Origin of the sequence: Arenibacter arenosicollis (assembly GCF_014397245.1) — a bacterium.
GTDB lineage: Bacteria > Bacteroidota > Bacteroidia > Flavobacteriales > Flavobacteriaceae > Arenibacter > Arenibacter arenosicollis.
The window spans coordinates 111,943-134,778 of sequence record NZ_JACLHY010000002.1; the positions used below are offsets into that span (position 1 = coordinate 111,943).

19 protein-coding genes are annotated in these 22,836 nt (G+C 38.6%); 14 read left to right on the plus strand and 5 right to left on the minus strand.

All coding sequences use genetic code 11. The features are described from left to right. Positions 1-696, plus strand: a complete 696-nt coding sequence (gene porT, locus H4O18_RS03560) for a type IX secretion/gliding motility protein PorT/SprT (protein ID WP_187581737.1) — start codon at positions 1-3, stop codon at positions 694-696. 4 nt (positions 697-700) lie between these two features. On the opposite strand, the gene H4O18_RS03565 is transcribed toward porT, so the two are convergent. After that, entirely contained in the window at positions 701-1,423 is a 723-nt protein-coding gene (locus tag H4O18_RS03565; RefSeq protein ID WP_187581738.1) for a TrmH family RNA methyltransferase, read from the minus strand. A gap of 75 nt (positions 1,424-1,498) precedes the next feature. On the opposite strand from H4O18_RS03565, the gene tamL reads away from it, so the two are divergent. From tamL to accD, 3 genes are read left to right on the plus strand one after another with little or no spacing between them, the layout of a single operon-like run. Beyond that, positions 1,499-4,042: a translocation and assembly module lipoprotein TamL gene (gene tamL, locus H4O18_RS03570; RefSeq protein WP_343065404.1), complete on the plus strand. Its 2,544-nt coding sequence runs from the start codon at positions 1,499-1,501 to the stop codon at positions 4,040-4,042. Positions 4,043-4,101: 59 nt separating this feature from the next. Beyond that, entirely contained in the window at positions 4,102-5,169 is a 1,068-nt protein-coding gene (gene fbaA, locus H4O18_RS03575) for a class II fructose-bisphosphate aldolase (protein ID WP_187581740.1), read from the plus strand. Positions 5,170-5,193: 24 nt separating this feature from the next. Further along, positions 5,194-6,054: an acetyl-CoA carboxylase, carboxyltransferase subunit beta gene (gene accD / locus H4O18_RS03580; protein ID WP_187581741.1), complete on the plus strand. Its 861-nt coding sequence runs from the start codon at positions 5,194-5,196 to the stop codon at positions 6,052-6,054. 49 nt (positions 6,055-6,103) lie between these two features. Here the strand turns inward: accD and H4O18_RS03585 are convergent, their stop codons facing one another. After that, positions 6,104-6,964 carry a hypothetical protein gene (locus H4O18_RS03585; RefSeq protein ID WP_187581742.1) on the minus strand — a complete coding sequence of 287 codons (861 nt, stop codon included), beginning with the start codon at positions 6,962-6,964 and terminating at the stop codon, positions 6,104-6,106. Between the two features lie 257 nt (positions 6,965-7,221). On the opposite strand from H4O18_RS03585, the gene rpsO reads away from it, so the two are divergent. The 5 genes from rpsO (at position 7,222) to H4O18_RS03610 (ending at position 14,077) form a co-directional block, all read left to right on the plus strand. Continuing rightward, positions 7,222-7,491, plus strand: coding sequence for a 30S ribosomal protein S15 (rpsO, locus tag H4O18_RS03590; RefSeq protein WP_187581743.1), 270 nt, complete (start codon positions 7,222-7,224; stop codon positions 7,489-7,491). A 228-nt stretch (positions 7,492-7,719) separates the two neighbouring features. Next, the gene (locus H4O18_RS03595) at positions 7,720-9,939 is read left to right on the plus strand and encodes a polyribonucleotide nucleotidyltransferase (protein ID WP_187581744.1); all 2,220 of its coding nucleotides are present in this window, start codon (positions 7,720-7,722) and stop codon (positions 9,937-9,939) included. 187 nt (positions 9,940-10,126) lie between these two features. After that, on the plus strand, positions 10,127-10,990 hold the full coding sequence (locus tag H4O18_RS03600; RefSeq protein WP_103440424.1) for a sigma-70 family RNA polymerase sigma factor: 864 nt from the start codon (positions 10,127-10,129) through the stop codon (positions 10,988-10,990). A gap of 294 nt (positions 10,991-11,284) precedes the next feature. Continuing rightward, positions 11,285-13,486 carry a B12-binding domain-containing radical SAM protein gene (locus H4O18_RS03605; protein ID WP_187581745.1) on the plus strand — a complete coding sequence of 734 codons (2,202 nt, stop codon included), beginning with the start codon at positions 11,285-11,287 and terminating at the stop codon, positions 13,484-13,486. Positions 13,487-13,783: 297 nt separating this feature from the next. Further along, positions 13,784-14,077: a hypothetical protein gene (locus H4O18_RS03610; protein ID WP_187581746.1), complete on the plus strand. Its 294-nt coding sequence runs from the start codon at positions 13,784-13,786 to the stop codon at positions 14,075-14,077. Between the two features lie 112 nt (positions 14,078-14,189). Here the strand turns inward: H4O18_RS03610 and H4O18_RS03615 are convergent, their stop codons facing one another. Continuing rightward, the gene (locus H4O18_RS03615; protein ID WP_187581747.1) at positions 14,190-15,164 is read right to left on the minus strand and encodes an NmrA/HSCARG family protein; all 975 of its coding nucleotides are present in this window, start codon (positions 15,162-15,164) and stop codon (positions 14,190-14,192) included. Positions 15,165-15,687: 523 nt separating this feature from the next. Here H4O18_RS03615 and H4O18_RS03620 point away from each other — a divergent pair. The 3 genes from H4O18_RS03620 to H4O18_RS03630 all read left to right on the plus strand — a co-directional run bounded on the left by H4O18_RS03620 (position 15,688) and on the right by H4O18_RS03630 (position 18,692). Beyond that, positions 15,688-16,923 carry a DEAD/DEAH box helicase gene (locus tag H4O18_RS03620; protein ID WP_187581748.1) on the plus strand — a complete coding sequence of 412 codons (1,236 nt, stop codon included), beginning with the start codon at positions 15,688-15,690 and terminating at the stop codon, positions 16,921-16,923. Positions 16,924-17,034: 111 nt separating this feature from the next. Further along, a complete protein-coding gene (rpe, locus tag H4O18_RS03625; protein ID WP_187581749.1) occupies positions 17,035-17,694 on the plus strand; it encodes a ribulose-phosphate 3-epimerase in 660 nt (219 codons plus the stop codon). Next, entirely contained in the window at positions 17,694-18,692 is a 999-nt protein-coding gene (locus H4O18_RS03630) for a YpdA family putative bacillithiol disulfide reductase (RefSeq protein ID WP_187581750.1), read from the plus strand. The genes rpe and H4O18_RS03630 overlap by 1 nt, the downstream gene beginning before the upstream one ends. 19 nt (positions 18,693-18,711) lie before the next feature. On the opposite strand, the gene H4O18_RS03635 is transcribed toward H4O18_RS03630, so the two are convergent. Beyond that, positions 18,712-19,941 carry a glycoside hydrolase family 88 protein gene (locus H4O18_RS03635; protein ID WP_187581751.1) on the minus strand — a complete coding sequence of 410 codons (1,230 nt, stop codon included), beginning with the start codon at positions 19,939-19,941 and terminating at the stop codon, positions 18,712-18,714. A 68-nt stretch (positions 19,942-20,009) separates the two neighbouring features. Then, positions 20,010-21,026, minus strand: coding sequence for a LacI family DNA-binding transcriptional regulator (locus H4O18_RS03640; protein WP_187581752.1), 1,017 nt, complete (start codon positions 21,024-21,026; stop codon positions 20,010-20,012). 153 nt (positions 21,027-21,179) lie between these two features. On the opposite strand from H4O18_RS03640, the gene kduI reads away from it, so the two are divergent. Together kduI and H4O18_RS03650 are read left to right on the plus strand one after the other, a co-directional pair. Next, complete coding sequence (gene kduI, locus H4O18_RS03645) at positions 21,180-22,022, plus strand: 5-dehydro-4-deoxy-D-glucuronate isomerase (RefSeq protein ID WP_187581753.1); 843 nt, start codon at positions 21,180-21,182, stop codon at positions 22,020-22,022. Between the two features lie 19 nt (positions 22,023-22,041). Continuing rightward, complete coding sequence (locus H4O18_RS03650) at positions 22,042-22,836, plus strand: gluconate 5-dehydrogenase (RefSeq protein WP_187581754.1); 795 nt, start codon at positions 22,042-22,044, stop codon at positions 22,834-22,836.

Genomic DNA, 22,836 nt, shown 5'->3' on the forward strand with positions numbered 1-22,836 from the left:
ATGAAAAACATTCTTATTCTTCTATTGGGTTTTATACTACTAGGCACCAATTCCAATGCCCAGTTCAACGAAAAACCCGTAATGAACCTTGAAAATGAGGACCAGCCATTATTAAATTGGGGATATTTTTTAGGCTTCAATCAATACGACTTTAAATTTGAATACAAAGACGATCTGCCCGATATTCTGGTAGACAAATCCTTCGGCTTTAATGTAGGTCTCATTGGTGAACTACGACTCAACAAATTTTTGGACCTTCGATTTGAACCGGGACTACATTACAATCAGAGAAACTTGGGATTTCCTGGTTTTGATAATGAAAGGGACGCCATCCGAGAGGTGAAATCGACCTATATAAACTTTCCGTTACTCCTAAAAGTGAGCACAAAAAGGCTAGGAAACTGGAAACCATTCCTTGTCGGAGGTGCATCTACCTCTATGAATTTGGGAAGCAACGAACAAAGTTTGGACGATAACAGCAGTGCCACTTTCCGAATGAAAAAGACCACCTATTATTATGAAATGGGTTTTGGGATAGATTTCTACTTGGAATATTTCAAGTTCACGCCTTCCATCCGTGGCGTATTCGCCATTAATGATGAATTAATCCGTGACAACGACCCCAATAGCCCTTGGACAGGCAATATTGAGGCCATGATGACAAGAGGACTTTTTATTAATTTTACGTTTGAATAAAGGACTACCCCCTTCTAATTTCGTTCAATAGAATAGCGGTAGCCGTTGCCACATTTAAACTTTCCGCTGTTTTAGGCCCAAACTGTGGTATACTTATTTTTTTGTCAACCAAATTCTCGATGGCTTTAGACACCCCGTTGGCCTCGTTTCCCATCACCAATACCCCCTTTTTAGGAAATTGTTCCTTATATACCACCGTACCATCCATAAATGCGCCGTAAACAGGAATATCCATTTGGCTAAAAATCTGCTCCAAATCCTCATACACAATATTTACCCTGCTTATGGACCCCATGGTAGCCTGCAAAACCTTAGGATTATAACAATCTACAGAATTGGATGAACAAATTAGGTTTGTAATACCAAACCAATCGCATAGACGGATAATAGTACCCATATTTCCCGGATCCCGAACATCATCCAAGGCAATTACCCAGTCAGAAAAGTCTATTTGCTCTGGCACAGGAAAATGAAAAACACCCAACACCTTATTGGGCGTGGACAATCCACTCATTTTTTTTAAATCCCCCTCACTTATCAATTCAACAAAATCATCATTCTGCCCCAATACGGTGCTATCCGTGACATATATTTTATAAACCTTAAGAGTGGATTCCAATAGCTCTTTTACAGTCTTGATTCCCTCTATAACAAACAACTTATTTTGCGTTCGGTACTTTTTTTGCTGTAAATTTTTTATAAATTTTATTTGGCTTTTAACAACCATACAAATAATGTATTTTTGACTTCTATGAGGACACGGCCGTGTATGTATTTTAACATTACGAAAATAGGATTATTATTGCTAGTAATTGCAATTACCTCGTGCAATGCCACAAAAAGAGTTGGTGAAGATGAACTCTTATTAACCAAAAATCTACTTTACGCCGATAGTGTTAAAGTAACCGACGACGATATCCACAGCCTTATTTTTCAAAAACCGAACAGCACCTTATTGGGATACCCGCTTAGACTAAACCTATATAATCTGGCCAAGAAAAACCCGGATTCCTCCTATCAGGTTTGGTTACACAAAAAAGAAAAAAGGGAGCAGCGCCTCATCAATATTTTATCCAAAAAACAGGTAGAAAGATTAGGGGAATCCTTTTTGGTCAAAGGAGCCAGTGTTTGGCTCAAGAATATAGGCGAACCACCCACCATCATTGATACCTCAAGAACAAGAAGGTCATTACAAAGATTAAATGCCTACTACAAAAGCAAAGGATACTTTAATAATAACACCACCTATACTATAGATAGCACCAATAAAAAACAAAGGGCTATAATTAACTATAAATTGGATTTGGGCAACCCTTACCTAGTAGACTCCATATCCACTAAAATCACCTCTTCCGCTTTAGACTCCATACATAAAGCGTACAAGAAAAATTCATTTATAAAACCGGGCCAGCGAATAGATTTGGACAATTTCAACAACGAAAGGGAGCGACTGACCAATCTTTTTAGAAATACTGGAATCCACAATTTTCAGGAAAGCTCTATTTCCTATGATCTTATTGGGGACACCACCAAATTGGGAAGCAATCAAAAATTGGATATTCTTTTAAATATTGAAGATCTAAAAACAAGAACCGACAATGCCCTTTCTACTTCAAAATATAAGGTACATTCCTTTAAGAAAATTAATATTTACACCAACTACACCTTTGACAATGGATTGGACAGTGTAAATAAGCTGGATTATAAGGACTTTACCATCTACTATCAAGGCAAATTGCGTTACAAGCCAAAAACGCTTACAGATGCCGTTTTCCTTAAAAAGGATAGTATCTACAGAGAAATTGATCGTATAAGGACCTACAGACAGATCACTAACCTAAACACTTTTAAATATCCTAATATTGAGTTTGTTGAAGATAGTGTGGCGGCCAAATTAACGGCCAACATCTACCTTTCCCCCCGGCCAAAATATTCCTTGGGCACCGATTTTGATGTAACCCACTCCAACATCCAATTTTTGGGTATTGCGTTCAGTCCGTCCCTACAAGCAAGAAATTTGTTCAAAGGAGCAGAAAACCTAAGCCTTTCGGGAAGGATAAGCGTAGGTGCCTCCAGTGATCCAGACATAGTAGATAACCGCTTCTTTAACATTTTGGAAACGGGAGGGGATATCAACCTTAATTTACCCCGGATTTGGTTCCCGTTCGTAAAGACATCGAGAATTATACCTAATTACATGCTTCCCAAAACCAAATTATCCATTGGAACGAGTTTTCAACAAAATATTGGTTTGGACAAGCAGACCTTTAATACGGTTTTTGGTTATAATTGGTCACCATCAGATTTCAAAAAGAATACGTTGGAGCTGTTAAATGTGCAATTTGTGCGCAATGTAAACCCCAATAGATTCTTTACGGTCTATCAGAACACCTATGAAAATTTGGATGAAATTGCCGACAATTATGAGAACGAACCGGCACTTTCCGATTTTTATGAGACCGCTGAAGGCAGTACAGATCCACAATTAATTATTCCCGAAGGTACTACGGGTTTTACAAACGCCATCCTCAACGGGGAAGTAGCTTCCAGCACATCGGATTACGACGACATAAGTAGTATTGAAGAAAGAAGAATAAGACTTACAGAAAACAATTTAATATTCGCAAGTAACTTCACGTATAACAAAAACAACAAGAAGGGCATTACCGATGATGATTTTTATCAGTTTAGGTTCAAATTGGAAAGTGCCGGAAATCTATTGTCCGGGATTTCCAATATAATTCCGTTTGACAAAAGTGATGACGACAAACTTTTGGTTTTCGGCGTCCCCTATTCCCAATACATTAAAACTGAATTCGACTTTATAAAACATTGGAGTTCCTCTGGAACCAATGTACTGGCCTTCAGGAGTTTTTTCGGCATTGCGATACCTTATGGAAATTCGGACAACATCCCATTTGTTCGGAGTTATTTTGCAGGTGGATCTAACGATAACCGAGCTTGGCTACCTTATTCCCTGGGACCGGGAAGAACAGAGGATGTAAACGATTTTAACGAAGCAAATTTAAAAATCGCTTTTAATTTGGAGTATAGATTTCCATTGGTAGGCGATATTAAAGGAGCTATTTTTGCCGATGCCGGTAATATTTGGAATGCCTTCGACAATGTTACCGATGAGAAGGCCAACTTCGAAAACTTGGGCTCCCTAGCAGACATAGCATTGGGCACCGGCCTTGGGATCCGTTACGATTTCACCTATTTCGTGTTCAGGTTGGATATGGGTTTAAAAACCTATAATCCGGCCGAAGAATCCTCCAAAAGATGGTTTAGAGACTATAATCTGTCCAACGCGGTATTCAACATAGGTATAAATTATCCTTTTTAGAGCTGAATATTTTATTACTTTTGTCCCATCATTTTAATTAACTACACTAAAATAAGATTATGGCACACAATATTAAACCAGGAGTTGCAACCGGAGATGAGGTTCAGAAGATTTTCAACTATGCCAAAGAAAAGGGATTTGCCTTACCTGCTGTTAATGTTATAGGATCAAACACGATTAATGGAGTTTTGGAAACTGCAGCCAGTTTAAATGCTCCTGTAATAATACAGTTCTCTAACGGAGGTGCACAATTCAATGCTGGAAAAGGATTATCCAATGACGGTCAGCAAGCAGCCATTTTGGGTGCCGTTGCCGGAGCTAAACACGTTCACCAATTGGCAGAAGCCTACGGTGCTACCGTAATATTGCATACAGACCATTGTGCCAAAAAATTATTACCTTGGATAGACGGTTTATTGGATGCAAGTGAAAAGCATTTTAAGGAAACGGGCAAACCTCTATATAGCTCTCACATGATCGACCTATCAGAGGAACCGATAGAAGAGAATATTGAAATTTGTAAAAAGTATCTTGCTAGAATGAGCAAGATGGGAATGACCTTGGAAATAGAATTGGGAATCACCGGAGGTGAAGAGGATGGTGTGGATAACTCTGATGTAGACGATTCCAAGCTATACACCCAACCAGAGGAGGTTGCCTATGCTTATGAGGAATTATCCAAAGTAAGCCCTAAATTTACAATTGCAGCCGCTTTTGGAAATGTACATGGTGTATATAAGCCAGGAAACGTAAAATTGACTCCGAAAATTTTAAAAAATTCTCAGGAATTCATTACTAAAAAATACGGTGTGGAACACAACCATATCGATTTTGTTTTCCATGGCGGATCAGGTTCTACGGTGGAAGAAATACGTGAAGCCATTGGTTATGGTGTCATTAAGATGAATATAGATACCGATTTACAATATGCCTTCTTGGAAGGGATTCGGGACTATGTTCAAGGCAAAAAAGATTATTTACAGTCTCAGATCGGTAATCCAAATGGTGCCGACGAGCCAAACAAAAAATATTATGACCCACGTGTTTGGTTAAGAGAAGGAGAGAAAACTTTTGTTACACGTCTAAAAAAGGCATTTGAAGACCTTAATAACGTGAATACCCTATAATCCCCCAACCCTAAAAGAAAACTTATGTCGTCTTGGTTCAAAAGAAAGGAAAAAGGAATACAAACCGCTACCGATCAGAAAAAGGATACTCCAAGAGGCCTTTGGTATAAATCACCAACGGGTAAAATTGTTGAGTCCGATGAGTTGGCAAAGAATTATTATGTTAGCCCAGAGGATGATTATCATGTTAGAATTGGTAGTAAGGAATATTTTGAAATTCTATTCGACAAAAACAAATTTACCGAGTTGGATGCCAAATTGTCCTCCAAAGATCCCTTAAAGTTCGAGGACACGAAAAAGTACGTTGAACGCTTAAAGGCAGCAGAGGCAAAAACTGGACTTAAAGATGCCGTTAGGACTGCAGTGGGCAAATCACTTGGTAAAGATGTAGTCATTGCCTGTATGGATTTCAGCTTTATTGGCGGTTCTATGGGTAGTGTGGTAGGTGAGAAAATTGCAAGAGGTATAGACTATGCTATTAAAAAGAAAATTCCCTTTGTAATGATTTCCAAATCTGGAGGTGCACGTATGATGGAAGCCGCATTATCACTTATGCAATTGGCCAAGACATCTGCTAAATTGGCACAGCTTGCTGATGCTGGCATCCCTTATATTTCACTCTGTACAGATCCAACCACGGGCGGAACTACTGCTTCCTATGCCATGCTGGGCGATATAAATATTTCTGAACCTGGGGCATTGATCGGTTTTGCCGGCCCACGCGTTGTTAAAGAAGCTACTGGTAAAGAATTGCCAGAAGGGTTTCAAACCGCTGAATTTCTACAGGAACATGGATTTTTAGATTTTATAGTCCATCGAAGAGATCTTAAAAAGAAAATCAATCTTTATATAGATTTAATAGAAAACAATCCAGTTAGAGGATAAGTATAAAAGGCCCTGTTAAGTAAATCAGGGCCTTTTTTTTGAACTCGTTTTACTTGTTGAACCTTCTTAAGAATATTTCCTTGGTCTCTCCATTGGGAAATGTAAGCATGCCTTTGGCATCACAAGTGCCATCCCCAAAATCGAGACTAACCGAAGTATCATTTTTAGACACCTCTACCACCCCGCTGACCAAAAATCTGCAGGATAATTCCCTGCGTAATGGACTAATGGTTTCCCTGGAGTAAACATCCCCCGTTTTACCAGTGTAAGTACCTTGAGCAGAGATAAGGAATACATTATCAGCCCAAAATCCCGAACCATAACCTTCTATCCATTCCCGTGTTCTATCACCCGTAAAACTGGCAGCACTTCCATCTGGCCATACGCCATTATAACTGGCAACAGCATGGGATTCTGGATTGCCATTGTCATTGGACCGTTTTCTATCCAAACTGGCACCACCCTCAACAGCCACTTCGTTAAAGGTGAAATTCTCCAAGGACAGACTTATGGTTTTAGTTGCCATGTCTACCTCCTTTTCATAACTCAAATGGATAATCCCACTTAACAAATTGCCATTGGGCAGCTCACAGCCCTCTCCAAAATCTATATCAGTTTCCTTTTTGCCATTGACAATCACCGTAGTTATGGTAACACAGTCCGGTAGGTAATTGGAAATAAAGAACGCTTTTGATGTTGCTCTGATCTCTTCGGTAGCATAAACATCTTCTCCAATGTTGGCAATTTCTTCTGAAATTAAATCCGCTTCATCGCTGGCTACAAGTTCTACCACTTCTATAGAGGATCCCTCATCAATAGTAGTGGAATCTTCATTGTCACAGGAACCCATCACCAATACAACCATTAGCGCTATTCCTTTAATGCTCATTTTTATCAGTCTTTTTTTCATGATTTTAAATTTAATTGTTTTTCAAAAAGTCATATGTCATTCGCGATTATATAGCTAGCTTATTAATACGATCGTTTACCGCTCATTTCATTATAACATTTCATTAACATTTATTAATTTGACGGTGATTAAGTCAAAAAGTTTAATCTACCTTTCAAAAAACATTATGTTTACTCAAGGTTTCTAAAAAAAAGTCTATCTTTGCGCCCTGATTGAAAATCAATCATGTACATAAAAATCATTAAAATAATATTGGAATGTATTTAACTAAGGAAGTAAAAGCCGACATCTTCAAGAAACACGGCGGGGAAGAAAAAAACACAGGTTCTGCTGAAGGACAAATTGCTTTGTTCACCCACAGAATTAATCATTTGACCGAGCATTTAAAAAGAAACCGTAAGGATTTCAACACGGAGCGTTCATTGGTGAAACTGGTTGGTAAGAGAAGATCTCTTCTAGATTATTTAATTAAAAAAGATATTGTTAGATATCGTGCTATAATTAAAGAATTAGGAATTAGAAAATAAATTACAAAAAGGGGAAAAGTTAACTTTTCCCCTTTTTTACAATATCAATATTACAATTTACCGTATTATTGTAAAGTCCCAAAGGGTTTCCATTGGGCAAAACAAAAAGCTTGCACATAGTTTTTCATTGGTCAACAACACACAACTACAACACAACAACGTCGTCTATAACAGACGAAAGACCATTGTTTAACAAACCTGTAACGACACAGGTTTTAATTCGTATTTATGATACCAAAAGTATTTAAAGAGGTCATTGACCTTGGAGACGGTAGGGAAATTTCTATCGAAACCGGAAAATTGGCAAAACAGGCCCATGGTTCTGTTGTTGTACAATCTGGAAAATGTATGTTGTTATGTACAGTAGTTTCCAATTACAAACAAAGTGATGTGGATTTCCTTCCACTAACGGTAGATTACCGTGAAAAATTTGCTGCATCTGGACGTTACCCTGGAGGTTTCTTCAAAAGAGAAGCAAGACCTAGTGACGGTGAGGTATTGACCATGAGATTGGTAGACAGAGTTTTACGTCCACTTTTCCCAAAGGATTACCATGCAGAAACTCAGGTAATGATCCAATTAATGTCCCATGATGACGATGTAATGCCCGATGCTATGGCAGGATTGGCAGCTTCTGCAGCTATCCAACTTTCAGATTTTCCATTTGAATGTGCTATTTCAGAAGCCAGAGTAGGTCGTGTAGATGGTAAATTTATTATTAACCCTACGCGTGCTCAATTAGAAGTATCAGATATTGATATGATGATAGGTGCTTCAGCTGATTCTGTAATGATGGTTGAAGGTGAGATGAAAGAAATCTCGGAAGAGGAAATGGTGGAAGCCATTAAATTTGCACATGATGCCATTAAGGTACAATGTGCTGCTCAGCTAAGGTTGGCTGAAGCATTTGGCAGAAAAGAGGTTCGTGAATACGATGCTGAAAGAGAGGATGCAGATTTGGCAAAGAAAATCCACGATATGGCTTATGACAAAGTATATGCCATAGCCAAAGCTGGTTCAGCCAAACATGAGAGAAGCGCAGCTTTCGATGCTATAAAAGAGGAAATTAAGGCTACTTTCTCCGAAGAGGAATTGGCAGATTTTGGAGATTTGGTTTCCAAATATTATTACAAGGCAGAAAAAGCCGCAGTAAGAGATCTTACCCTAAACGACGGACTTCGTTTGGATGGTAGAAAAACAGATGAAATTAGACCAATCTGGTGTGAAGTTGATTATTTGCCTTCTACACACGGTTCTGCTATTTTTACCCGTGGGGAAACACAAGCATTGGCTACGGTTACCTTGGGGACTTCCAGAGAAGCCAACCAAATAGACATGCCATCTTTTGAAGGGGAAGAAACTTTCTATTTACATTATAACTTTCCTCCCTTCTCAACAGGAGAAGCAAGACCTATTAGAGGTACATCACGTAGGGAAGTAGGACACGGTAATTTGGCCCAACGCGCCTTAAAAGGTATGGTTCCTGATGAATGTCCTTATACTGTACGTGTAGTTTCTGAAGTATTGGAATCCAACGGTTCATCTTCAATGGCCACTGTATGTGCCGGGACAATGGCCTTAATGGATGCCGGGGTTCAATTAAAAAAACCAGTTTCCGGAATTGCCATGGGATTAATTTCCGATAGCGAAACAGGAAAGTACGCTGTATTATCCGATATCCTTGGAGATGAGGATCACCTTGGTGATATGGACTTTAAGGTCACTGGAACTGCAGATGGTATTACCGCTTGTCAAATGGACATTAAGGTAAAAGGATTGTCCTATGAAATTTTGGTCAATGCCTTAAAGCAAGCTAGCTCTGGTCGTTTACACATCCTAAGTAAACTAGTTGAAACCATTGCTGCTCCAAATGCAGATGTTAAATCACATGCACCTAAAATGGTCACCAGAGTTATTCCTGGTGAGTTTATTGGAGCATTGATCGGACCTGGAGGTAAGGTAATCCAAGAATTACAAAAAACTTCCAAAACAACGATTGTTATCAATGAAGATCCAGTTACAGAAGAAGGTATTGTGGAAATTCTAGGTACTTCGCAAGAAGGTATTGATATGGTACTAGCCAAAATCGATTCTTTATTGTTTAAACCAGTAGTGGGCAGCGCATACGAAGTTAAGGTAATTAAAATGTTGGATTTTGGTGCCGTAGTTGAATATTTGGACGCTCCAGGTAACGAAGTATTGCTTCATGTATCTGAATTGGCATGGGAACGTACCGAAAATGTTTCCGATGTGGTAAATATGGGAGATGTTTTTGATGTTAAGTACTTCGGTGTAGACCCAAGAACAAGAAAGGAAAAAGTATCCCGTAAAGCTTTATTGCCAAAACCTGAAGGTTTTAAGGAAAGACCACCACGAGAAGATCGCGGTAGAAATGACAGGGGCAACGATCGAAATAGAGATAGAGATCGCAAGCCAAGAAGGGACTAGTTCTTAAATAACAGTCACAAACTAAAAGCCACGTTGAATCCTTTTTTAAGGGAGAACGTGGCTTTTTTCATGCATTTCAACTAAAAAAGTAAAATAAAAGGGACCATTTGTAACATTTCTAACTTTTGAACGTATAACCTAATGCAGCTTATGCTTAATGCACATAATTTAGAAAGAAAAAATTTCGATGAGACAGCTTAAAATTACAAAACAGGTTACCAATAGAGAAACTGCTTCTTTGGACAAATACCTACAAGAAATTGGTAAGGTCGATTTAATTACAGCAGATGAAGAAGTAGAATTGGCACAACGGATCAAGGCCGGTGATCAACTTGCACTTGAGAAATTGACCAAGGCCAATTTACGATTTGTGGTTTCCGTTGCAAAGCAATACCAAAACCAAGGTTTAACACTTCCCGATTTGATCAACGAAGGTAACCTTGGCTTGATTAAGGCTGCACAACGTTTTGATGAAACGCGTGGGTTTAAATTTATATCCTATGCAGTATGGTGGATACGCCAGTCTATCTTACAAGCCTTGGCCGAACAGTCGCGTATTGTAAGATTACCATTGAACAAAATTGGGTCTATCAATAAAATAAATAAGACGTTCGCCTTCTTGGAGCAAGCCCATGAAAGACAACCTTCTGCGGAAGAGATTGCCAAAGAATTGGACATGACCGTTGAGGATGTAAAACAGTCCCTTAAAAATTCAGGTCGTCATGTATCCATGGATGCGCCTTTGATTGACGGTGAGGATTCCAACCTTTACGACGTATTGCGTAGTGGGGAGTCGCCCAACCCAGACAGGGAATTGTTGCACGAATCCCTTAGGACCGAAATAGAGAGAGCTTTGGAAACTTTAACCCCAAGGGAAGCGGATGTTATTCGTTTATACTTTGGATTGGCAGGGCAACATTCTATGACATTGGAAGAAATTGGCGAAACCTTTGACCTAACCAGGGAAAGAGTTCGTCAAATAAAGGAGAAGGCTATTAGAAGGTTGAAACACACCTCAAGGAGCAAAATCCTAAAAACATATCTTGGTTAACCCAAACAATTAAAATTTTTGCGCAAACGCCTATCCCCATTGGAATGCTAGTGCAAAAATCGTAAATTGTGGACAGTAACAACAGTTATCATGACTGTTCGTTTTTTGATTGATGAATAAACTCCGGCTGATTACCGGAGTTTTTTCGTTTATACGACCAACTAAAAATACTGTTACACTATTTGTTACACTATTTTAAAGCAAAAAACTTGATTTATTGCAATTGCATTCCCTACGCATCAAGCCTATTACTAGAAAGCCCCTTATCTTTGTACCATAATCCATAATATTGCAATGGCCAAAGACCTACTTCTAATAACCCCTCCCTTTACACAATTGAACACCCCTTATCCGGCCACGGCATATTTAAAGGGTTTTTTAAACACCAAAAGAATTAGCGGTTTTCAAATCGACTTGGGCATTGAAGTTATTTTACAACTGTTTTCAAAAGGCGGATTGCAGGAAATCTTTGACCTAGCCCATAAAAACAATTCAATAATCTCCGACAATAGCCAAAGAATATATGCCTTAAAAGAGGAATATTTAAAAACCATAGATTCCGTTATTTCCTTTTTGCAGGGACACAATAGCACATTTGCCAGACAAATATGCACTCCTAATTTTTTGCCTCAAGCAGCGAGATTTGATCAATTGGACGATTTGGAATGGGCCTTTGGCACCATGGGCAATCAGGATAAGGCCAAACATTTGGCAACCTTATACCTTGAAGACCTGTCCGATTTTATAGTAGAATGTATTGATGAAAATTTTGGATTTAGTCGGTATGCGGAACGATTGGGAAGAAGTGCCAACTCCTTTGATGAATTGTACAGTCATCTGCAAAATAAAATCACATATATAGATCAGATCACCTTAAGCCTTTTACAAGAAAGGTTGATTAAGGTAAATCCTAAACTGGTGTGTTTTTCAGTGCCCTTTCCTGGCAATTTATACAGCGCTTTTAGATGTGCCCAATTTATAAAACAAAACTTTCCGAAGATTAAGGTCTCTATGGGCGGGGGATTTCCGAACACGGAATTGAGGTCGGTTTCTGATACCCGAGTTTTTGATTTCTTTGATTATATTACTTTGGATGATGGCGAAGTGCCATTGGAACTTTTAGCGGCCCATTGCAAAGAGCACAATTCCAATGACAGTACTGCCGAATTCAAAAGAACCTTTTTAATCAAGGACGAGGCCGTATTTTACAATAACCTATCTACAAGGACAGATTACAAACAAAGTGAGGTGGGCACTCCTGATTATTCCGATCTTTTATTGGATAAGTACATCTCTGTTATAGAAATCGCCAATCCAATGCACAGTCTGTGGAGTGATGGCAGATGGAACAAACTTACCATGGCACATGGTTGCTATTGGGGAAAATGCACCTTTTGCGACATCTCCTTGGACTACATAAAAATCTATGAGCCCATTGCTGCCAAACTATTAGTGGACCGCATGGAGGAACTCATAGAACAAACAGGTGAACGTGGATTTCATTTTGTGGATGAAGCAGCACCCCCAGCCTTAATGAGGGCCTTGGCGCTTGAAATAATAAATCGCCGATTGATCGTTACATGGTGGACCAATATTAGATTTGAAAAAAGCTTCAGCCAAGACCTCTGCCTATTATTAAAGGCATCAGGTTGCATTGCCGTTTCAGGTGGTTTGGAAGTGGCTTCGGACCGATTGTTGGCCTTGATACAGAAAGGGGTTACCGTGGAACAGGTGGCCAAGGTGACCCGTAATTTTACCGAAGCGGGCGTTATGGTTCATTGTTATCTAATGTACGCCTACCCCACCCAAACCGTCCAAGAAACGGTGGACAGTCTGGAAATGGTACGCCAAATGTTTCAAGCTGGTATTCTGCAATCCGGTTTTTGGCATCAATTTGCCTTGACGGCACATAGTCCGGTGGGCCTCAACCCCTCTGATTACCACATAATACCCGACTATCAACCCATAACATTTGCCAATAATGATATCCAGTTCACGGATACTACCGGTATTGATCACGAACGCTTTAGTTTCGGATTAAAAAAATCGCTCTTTAACTTTATGCACGGAATTTGTTTTGATCACCCCTTGCAGGAGTGGTTCGATTTCAAAATTCCAAAAACCACAATTTCGCCCAATTTCATAGAAAAGGCATTGCTTGAAGAACCAGTTTTAACGACCAAACCGAATGCCAAAATAGTTTGGTTGGGAAGTACCCCTATTGCACAGACCCTTACAAAATCTAAAAAAGGACTTACCTGGGAATTGCTAAAATTGACCTTTCACGACAAGGTTGGCGCTATTTCCATAACGGTAGATAATAAACAAGGGGAATGGCTAAGGGAAACTTTGGGACATTTATCGGACCCAAAAGGAAAAACCATCACCTTTGGCCAGCTTAAAACCGATTTCGAATCACACTTTGAAGATTTTGAATTGTTCTGGTATTCCAAACCTTTACAGACCTTAAGGAGTCATGGTCTATTAACGTTGTAAACCTTAAAAACAGATTCCCTCAACACGTTAAGTATATCACAATTAACAGCTTACCCTAAAATCTATTCAGTAACTTTAAATGTTATTTTTAGTTTAAATCATTAATAATGAGGTTACTAAAATCACATAAACCCACCTACCAAACTCTTTTTTTTTAACCTCCAATTTTCCCCCTCCAATTAAGCTTTCTGCATATGTTTTTATTGATAAAATATAGAAAAAAGAGGAGTCCAGCTACCCCTTTAAAAAACGGGGCGTAACCGAAAAGCCACACGAGTAGGAAAAAATATAGGTACTATGAAAAAAGTTGTAGTTCAATTTGACTTTCGTGGAATGACCACGAAACAGTACGACCAATGTTGGGTAGAAATCAGAAAAGCTGGTCATGCCCACCCTAAAGGATTGCTGCATCACTATGGTGCACCTGTTTCCAATGGAATGTTGATTGTTGATATCTGGGAATCGGCAGAGCGTTTTGAAGCATTTGGAAAAACACTAATGCCGATTTTAGAAAAATTACAAATCCCCAAAACAAAGCCTAACATTCTACCCTTGCATTATGAGTACAATGGTAATTTAGTTGCTCATTAAAAACACTTCATCCAACTACAAGCCAAATAGACCATATTAACAACAGGAGAAGCATTGAATTATCAATGCTTCTCCTTTTAATAACTATAGCAATATGTTACCAAATTCCAGATCATGCCATAGCGGCCTCTCCCTTGATACCAGATTCCAATAGCCCTTTATTTTTGATCAACCACGTTTTAAAGGGCATCAAACTGGGATTTAATTCCCTGGTGAAATTTACATCACGGGCCCCGCAGAAATCATCTTCAAATTCATTTTTAAATTGAAACATATTTCCTAGATCATCTGCACCGGGAAATCCCAATTTCCTGTAATCATCTGCAGGAATATCATTAAAACCAATTTCAATTCCGAATACCTTTGTAAAAGCTTCAGCCATTTCGTTCCCTGTTAGATGCTCACCGGATATGCCTACTGTTTTATTTTGATACTTTTTACCGGCCTTAAAAATTCCCAAAGCAGATTTACCTATATCTTCAGCGGCAATCCCTGGTAGCTTTGCACTGCCAATAGGCATGGTTATCCACAATTTACCATCCATCCCCCTGGCAGGACCTGAGCCAAAATATATAAAATTGTCCCAATAAAACGAAGTTAGCAGCAAAGTATAGGGCACACCACTTTGTTCAAAGTAGGTGTTCGAGGCTCCTTTGCCATCAAAATGGGGCACTTTATAATCCCCCATTAAGGTTGGCATTCGATTATCACTTAATGGAACCCACTTACGCGTATCTTCAAGAGTGGACCAAATTACATGTTTCAATCCAGCCTCTTTGGCCGCTTGTGCCATATTTTTGGCTTGCTCCATCTCCTTTTCGGGAGAATAATGATCCCAAAAAAAAGTTACACAATAGGCCCCATAAGCTCCTTTAAAAGCCTTAACAATACTATCCTTGTCGTCCAGATCGGCCATTACCACCTCAGCTCCCAATTCCTTTAATTCCTGGGCTTTTTTTGACTTAACATCCCTGGTTATTGCCCTTACAGCAAATTCCTTTTTACCATCTTTTAAGATTGCGCGGACCAATCCGCCACCTTGGGCCCCAGTAGCCCCTACTACAGCAATAATTTTCCTTTTTTCCATAATAAATTACATTTTAGATTAATCAATTACATCGAAGTATATCTTGAAGTGAACCAAATTCTCAACTTCATAATTATCAGGAAAGGAGTTTCCATGGCATTACCCATTTCAATTTCACAATGGAATATAAACGCCTTTCCACATCTGTGTTTTGCTGATTTTAATTACGATCTAATTAAAATCTTATAAAAAGGGGGACATTGTGATCATATTTCACCCAACTATTTTAATAATTAGGATTTTCGAAGAATGCTTTCATCTACATTTCACTGATTGAATTCACCATTGAACAAGAAACAAAACAATTCTAAATTTAATAAATTACCTTTTTCCATTTAAATTTCCTTAGTTAAGGTTAAGCCAATTTTATAGTATTTAATTTTAACATTATTCATTGAGGACAGACTTTAGCGAGCTGATATACTGTTTTTTACAATTAGCAGCTTAGAGATAAATTCATACAAAGGGTTAAGCCTGAATTTACCTTACCTTTGTATTCATCATTGCCAAAACTAGTATCCATATGAATTTTAAAGAATTAAAGCTAAATAAACATCTCTTGAGAGCGGTCGCAGAAATGAACTATAACGACCCCACTGCTATTCAAGAAATCGCCATTCCATTAGTTTTACAGAAAAATGACATTATTGCCTCTGCCGAAACAGGAACGGGAAAAACAGCCGCTTTTGCCCTTCCCATATTACAACTGTTATTTGACAAGCAGGAAACTTCTGAAAAAGGTAAAAAAATAAAAGCCTTAATAATTAGTCCTACGCGGGAGTTGGCATCACAAATTCATGAGAGTTTTATAGATTATGGCAAGCACACCCATTTAACCTCGGCCGTTATTTATGGTGGAACACGGATAGAACCGCAAATATCCACCTTAAGAAAGGGAGTGGATATCTTAGTGGCAACCCCAGGTAGATTATTGGACCTGCACAAGCAGGATGTGGTTAATTTGGATTATGTAGAAACTTTAGTTTTGGATGAGGCGGACTTAATGCTGGATATGGGATTTATAGATGACGTTAAAAAAATAGAGCGATTATGTCCTAAGGAAAAGCAAACTTTGTTGTTTTCTGCCACCATGCCTTTTAAAGTGGTTCAATTGGCGGATAATATTTTAAAAGACCCCAAGAAAGTGGCCATAACGCCTACTTCTTCGGCAGCAGCTACCGTACATCAGTTATTATATTATACCCCAAAACCCGATAAGATAGAATTGTGCCTTTATCTACTGAGAAATACAATAAAAGGCAATATCCTTATTTTTAGACGTACAAAATTCGGAGTGGATAAATTGGAAAAAACACTCCTGAACAATAATTTCAAGGCAGGAAGTTTACATGGCGATAAGTCCCAGGACGAGCGCCAAGAAGCCTTAGGGAAATTCAAGAAAGGAGAGACCAACATTTTAGTGGCTACTGATGTTGCGGCACGCGGATTGGACATAGACGATCTGGACGCCGTTATCAACTTTGACCTTCCCAACATACCAGAAACTTATGTTCACCGTATAGGAAGAACGGGAAGGGCAGGTAACACCGGGACATCCTATGCCTTTTGTTCTGCGGATGAAAAAGGATATTTGTCAACTATTCAAAAACTGATGCAGAAGCACATTGAAGTTGTTGAAGACCATCCTTACCCACTAGATCCCAAGGCCAAACCGGAAGTACACAAAAAACAAGGCAGCAAACACAAGAAAGGAAGGAAATCCGTAGCATCCAAAAAGAAAAAGAAGCGTTGGTATTGATAGTGCATTTACCTAAAAACAGCGAGGTAAACACAATGCGCAAACACTTACCCCTATTCCCTTAAACCATATCATTTTATTACCTTTGTAGAATTAATTTGAGTTAAAGTAATGGACGAAAAGATTATTGCCCCTTCCCTATTGGCAGCCGATTTTGCCAACTTACAGCGAGATATTGAAATGGTTAACCACAGTGATGCCGATTGGCACCACATAGATATTATGGATGGTGTTTTTGTACCCAACATATCTTTTGGCATGCCAGTCCTTAAAGCAATTGCAGCCCACGCCACAAAAACTTTGGACGTGCATTTAATGATTGTTGACCCGGACCGCTACATCAAGACCTTTGCCGAACTGGGCGCCAATAATTTAACCGTTCACTACGAAGCCTGTCCGCATCTACACCGCACATTGCAGGCTATAAAGGCCGAAGGGATGGCGGCTGGTGTAGCGTTAAACCCACATACCAATATCAACTTGTTGGAAGACACTATAAATGACATTGACCTTGTTTGTGTCATGAGCGTAAACCCAGGATTTGGCGGACAATCATTTATTGAAAACACCTACGAAAAAATAAGGGCCTTAAAAGAACTCATAGATAGAAAAAGTGCACATACTCTTATAGAAATCGATGGTGGTGTTACCTCTGAAAACGCAAAGCAACTTATAGATGCCGGTGCAGATGTTTTGGTGGCTGGAAGCTTTATTTTTAGAAGCGATGACCCAACCCAAACAATTAAGGAACTTAAAAAAATTATAGGATAATGAAGATTTGGGATGTTGTAATTGTTGGAGGTGGGCCAATTGGGATTGCCTGTGGATTGGAAGCTAAAAAAAAAGGATTGTCGTATATAATCCTTGAAAAGGGATGTATCGTTAATTCACTTTATAATTATCCGTTAAACATGCAGTTCTTTTCATCTTCGGAAAAATTGGAAATTGATGAAATTCCTTTCATCAGCATTGAGGCGAAACCGAAAAGAAATGAGGCCCTGGAATATTATAGGCGAATAGTCACCTCTAACCAATTAAATATTTCCCTTTTTGAAAAAGTAAATTCAATCAATAAAATTGACGGGTATTTTAACATTGTCTCCGAAAAAAGTACTTATAAATCAACCAATGTAATCATTTCAACAGGCTTCTATGATATCCCCAACAAAATGAATGTACCTGGGGAAGATTTAAAAAAAGTAACGCATTATTACAAGGATCCACACTTTTATTCCAACCAGCAAGTAGCGGTCATTGGGGCAAGCAATTCAGCCATAGATGCTGCTCTGGAATGTTATAGAAAAGGAGCGGAAGTCTCCTTGATCATTCGTGGACCAGAGGTGGGCCAACGTGTAAAATATTGGGTAAGACCGGATATTATAAATAGAATTGAGGAAGGGAGCATCAAAGTCTATTACAATAGTGTGGTAAAGGAAATTACAGAAGATGAAATTATCCTGAATTCACCAACTGGAACCATAAGTTTAAAAAATGATTATGTATTGGCCCTTACGGGTTATATGCCCAATTTTAGTTTTCTGGAAAAAATAGGAATCCAATTATCCAAAGATGAGAAAAGACTTCCACAGTATAATCCGGAAACCATGGAAACCAATATTGAGAATTTATATTTGGCGGGAGTAATCTGTGGAGGAATGGAAACCCATAAATGGTTTATAGAAAACTCAAGGATACATGCCAAAATGATTATGGAGAATATTGTACAAAATATTAAATCAATTACTAATCAGCCAGTTAACCTAGGCTAACTGGCCGTTAAGTGATAGACTATTTAGAATGTGCCATTTTTTGCAGTCTGTCCAACGCCTCTATATAATAATAATCTGCATAAATCAAGGCCACATCAATTTCATGGCCTAAGGATTTAGCTCCCGTGGAATGTACTAAAAAGGAATCTGTTTTCCCCACTCCAGAATATTGCTCTGAACTCAAGGATTCCATCATGCGCATAGCAGCATTGTAATACCGCTCCTGATTCATTTTGTCTTCTACCAAAGTGCTTAGCTCCAACAGGCAGGAAGCTACAATAGCAGCTGCAGAGGCATCACGTTCCTCATTTTCTAAATTAGGAACATCAAAATCCCAATGAGGTATATAATCTTCCGGAAGTAGTTCCAGATATTTATCCGTTAACTTTTCCGCAAACTCCAAGAATTTTTTATCTCCTGTCTCCCTATACACCATAGTATATCCATAAATCCCCCATGCCTGTCCCCGGGACCAACGACTATCATCTGCATAGCCTTGTTTGGTATGTCTGTTCAATACTTTTCCGGTTATAGAATCATATTCAATAACATGCCAAGAAGTATAATCTGGCCTAAAATGATTTTCCATTGTGGTCTCGGCGTGTTTTACGGCAATATCATAAAATTCCTTACTACCACCATTTTTAGCGGCCCAGAACAATAGTTCCAAATTAAGCATATTATCGATTATGGTAATATGCTGCTGCCAACGTGGATGCATTTTATTGGACCATGATCGTATAGTTCCCACTTTTGGGTTAAACCTACTGGCCAAGGATTCAGCGGAGGTTAGAAGAATGTCCTTATACTCCTTTTTGTCTCCAAAAATATATCCATTGCCATAGGCCGGAAACATCATAAACCCAATATCATGATGTTCATTGATCGTTTTAAAATCCTCAAAAACTTCTGTCCTTTTTATAGCTTCCGCTTTCCATTTTTCCTCCTTGGTAAGATCGTACATATACCAAAGAATCCCAGGATAAAATCCGGAAGTCCACACCAATCTCCCATTAGATATTTCTTTCCATTCAGTTTCATTGGTTTCGATCAATCGTGGATGTTTGGACAGATCAGTAAGTTTAGGAACCGCTTGGTTTAATTGGGCCTCACAGTTTTTAATTTCCTTATTAAGATCAAAGGAACTAAGCTTGGCGGTAACCTTGCTATCTACTGTACTATTTTTATTTTTAGACAAATTTTGACAACTTGCCAAACAAATAAGAACAGATGCGAAGAGTAGTTTCATGAGCTATTAATTTTATTTATTGGTATTGTATTTAAACATATAAAAGATGTTATATAAGGCTTTAAATATCATTTTCTAGACGAATCGCGTTCTATTAAAGAAGACTTCAGAATAGTTTTATTGGCTTTTTTTAAGTTGGATGATTTATTTATTTCTTCCAATAACAGTTTTGTAGAGATTTGACCTATTTGAAACCCAGGCTGATCAATTGTGGTCAAAGAGGGATCAATTACTTCCGAAATAGGTTCATTACTAAATCCTACAATAGCAATCTCATCAGGAATTCGAATACCTTCATTTTTAAAATACTTCATTGCCCCTATGGCAGCAATATCATTGGCTGAAAACAGTCCATCTATTTTGTGGGGCAAAGAAAGCAAGGTTTTCGCTCCTTCCGTACCGTCAATTTCCATTAGACTCGATCGGAGTACCAACTCTGGTCTATATGGAATTTTGTATTTTTCCAAAGCCTTTATATATCCCGCCAGTCTATTTTTATAAATTGACAATTTTTGGGGGCCGGAGAAATGACCTATGTTTTTACACCCATTTAAAATAAGATGCTCAGTAGCATCAAACCCACCCTGAACATCATCAATTAGTACACTACTAATACCTTCTATATCACAATGTCTATCAAAAAAAAGAAAAGGTGTACCATTATTTTTCATATTCAATAAATGGTCGTAGTCATTAGTTTCCATCGAAACAGATAACAGCACTCCAGCAACCCGGTTGGCCAATAAGGTTCCTACAATATCCCGTTCCCGCTTCAACTGTTCCAAGGACTGACAAATAATCACATTATATCCCGCATCATAGGCAGCTTCCTCTATACCTGAAATTACCGATGAAAAAAAATGTCGCGATATTCTTGGCACGATCACACCTATGGTATTGGTCTTGTTTTTGCGGAGATTGGAAGCCAATAAATTACGTTGATACCCTAACTCATTTGCCTTTGACAATATCCTATCCTTGGTTTTTTGGTTTACCCTCGGACTATTGTTCAATGCTCTCGATACAGTAGAGGCATCAATGCTCAATGCCTTGGCAATATCATGAATAGTAGTTTTATTTTTCATGAATAAAGAGTATATTAACTTCCTCAAATATACAAATTCAAAAATACAATCGATTGTATTTTTGGGATATTTTTAATATATTTACAATCTAAATACAAAAGAAGCCCATAGTTCCCCACCAGCGTTGAAACTAATTATTAGATATATATAGTCATGAAAAACAATTACGAAGTTAGATATGCTTGCTCTCCAAAAGAGACTAAGGAACTAACCACAGAAGGCTTAAGAAAGGAGTTCTTAATTCAGAATTTAATGGAAGCCGATACTATTAATATGGTATACACCCATTTTGACAGATACATAGTAGGTGGGGCAACACCAGTCAAAACTTCATTAAAACTAACCACCATAGATCCTTTAAAATCGGATTATTTTTTGGAAAGAAGGGAAATTGGAATTATCAATGTAGGAGGATCAGGCTCTGTCACTGTTAATGGTAAAAAATATGATTTAAATTACAAGGAGGCCCTGTACATTGGAAAGGAAAATAAGGATGTTGTATTTAGCAGCAACAGTGCCGAAAAACCAGCCAAATTTTATTTAAACTCCACTTCTGCACATAAGGTTTATCCAACGAAAAAAATTAGTCAAGCAGACGCGGAAATCGTAGAGTTGGGCTCCATGGAGACTGCCAATGCCAGAACAATAAGAAAATTGATCGTTAACAGTCTGGTAGAGACCTGTCAAGTTCAAATGGGAATGACAGAATTAAAACCTGGAAGCGTTTGGAATACGATGCCAGCACACGTACACGATAGAAGAATGGAAGTTTATTTCTATTTAGAAGTTCCAGAAGATCAGGCCGTTTGTCATTTCATGGGACAACCCCAAGAAACAAGACATATTTGGATGGCCAATAATGAAGCTGTAATTTCTCCACCATGGTCCATACACTCCGGTTCAGGAACGAGCAATTACACCTTTATCTGGGGAATGGCCGGTGAGAATTTGGACTATGGCGACATGGACCACTGTAAAATACAAGACTTAAAATAACAGTTTCAAACGTATAAAGATGTCAATAAACCTATTTGATTTAACTGGAAAAACAGCACTTATTACCGGTGCTACCCATGGCTTGGGCAAAGCTATGGCCATTGGACTTGGTAAGGCAGGTGCAACACTGGTCATTAATGGAGCCTCCTCCCAAGAAAAGCTGAACAATGCTGTTGCAGAATACAAGGCTTTAGGATTACAGGCACATGGCTATCTTTTTGATGTTACCAAAGAGGACCAAGTCAAACTAAATATATCCAAAATTGAAAAGGAAGTTGGGCATATTGATATTTTGGTCAACAATGCCGGAATTATCAAAAGAATTCCCCTTGAGGATATGGAGGTCTCCGATTTTGAAGATGTCATAAAAGTAGATCTCGTAAGTCCATTTATCGTATCCAAACACGTGGTCAAGGGAATGATTGCCAGAAAAGAAGGTAAGATAATTAACATTTGCTCCATGATGAGCGAATTGGGCAGAAACACCGTAGGGGCCTATGCCGCTGCCAAAGGTGGTTTAAAAATGTTGACCCGGAATATGGCTACGGAATGGGCAAAACACAATATTCAGGTCAATGGAATTGGACCTGGCTATTTTGCCACGGCACAGACAGCCCCTATACGAATAGATGGACACCCTTTCAACGATTTCATTGTGGGAAGAACACCAGCGGGGAAATGGGGTGACCCAGATGACCTACAAGGCGCAGCCATTTTCTTGAGTTCCAAGGCAAGTAATTTTGTTAATGGACAAATAGTCTATGTAGATGGAGGCATATTAGCCACAATTGGAAAACCGTCCAATGAAAAATAA

Bases quoted from the DNA above. Each gene is read 5' to 3' on its own strand.
- porT (WP_187581737.1), top strand. From the start codon at position 1: ATGAAAAACATTCTTATTCTTCTATTGGGTTTTATACTACTAGGCACC.
- H4O18_RS03600 (WP_103440424.1), top strand. From the start codon at position 10,127: ATGAGACAGCTTAAAATTACAAAACAGGTTACCAATAGAGAAACTGCT.
- kduI (WP_187581753.1), top strand. From the start codon at position 21,180: ATGAAAAACAATTACGAAGTTAGATATGCTTGCTCTCCAAAAGAGACT.
- H4O18_RS03605 (WP_187581745.1), top strand. From the start codon at position 11,285: ATGGCCAAAGACCTACTTCTAATAACCCCTCCCTTTACACAATTGAAC.
- H4O18_RS03630 (WP_187581750.1), top strand. From the start codon at position 17,694: ATGAAGATTTGGGATGTTGTAATTGTTGGAGGTGGGCCAATTGGGATT.
- H4O18_RS03595 (WP_187581744.1), top strand. From the start codon at position 7,720: ATGATACCAAAAGTATTTAAAGAGGTCATTGACCTTGGAGACGGTAGG.
- H4O18_RS03640 (WP_187581752.1), bottom strand. From the start codon at position 21,026: ATGAAAAATAAAACTACTATTCATGATATTGCCAAGGCATTGAGCATT.
- H4O18_RS03615 (WP_187581747.1), bottom strand. From the start codon at position 15,164: ATGGAAAAAAGGAAAATTATTGCTGTAGTAGGGGCTACTGGGGCCCAA.
- H4O18_RS03565 (WP_187581738.1), bottom strand. From the start codon at position 1,423: ATGGTTGTTAAAAGCCAAATAAAATTTATAAAAAATTTACAGCAAAAA.
- H4O18_RS03635 (WP_187581751.1), bottom strand. From the start codon at position 19,941: ATGAAACTACTCTTCGCATCTGTTCTTATTTGTTTGGCAAGTTGTCAA.
- H4O18_RS03650 (WP_187581754.1), top strand. From the start codon at position 22,042: ATGTCAATAAACCTATTTGATTTAACTGGAAAAACAGCACTTATTACC.
- fbaA (WP_187581740.1), top strand. From the start codon at position 4,102: ATGGCACACAATATTAAACCAGGAGTTGCAACCGGAGATGAGGTTCAG.
- rpsO (WP_187581743.1), top strand. From the start codon at position 7,222: ATGTATTTAACTAAGGAAGTAAAAGCCGACATCTTCAAGAAACACGGC.
- H4O18_RS03610 (WP_187581746.1), top strand. From the start codon at position 13,784: ATGAAAAAAGTTGTAGTTCAATTTGACTTTCGTGGAATGACCACGAAA.
- rpe (WP_187581749.1), top strand. From the start codon at position 17,035: ATGGACGAAAAGATTATTGCCCCTTCCCTATTGGCAGCCGATTTTGCC.
- accD (WP_187581741.1), top strand. From the start codon at position 5,194: ATGTCGTCTTGGTTCAAAAGAAAGGAAAAAGGAATACAAACCGCTACC.
- H4O18_RS03620 (WP_187581748.1), top strand. From the start codon at position 15,688: ATGAATTTTAAAGAATTAAAGCTAAATAAACATCTCTTGAGAGCGGTC.
- H4O18_RS03585 (WP_187581742.1), bottom strand. From the start codon at position 6,964: ATGAAAAAAAGACTGATAAAAATGAGCATTAAAGGAATAGCGCTAATG.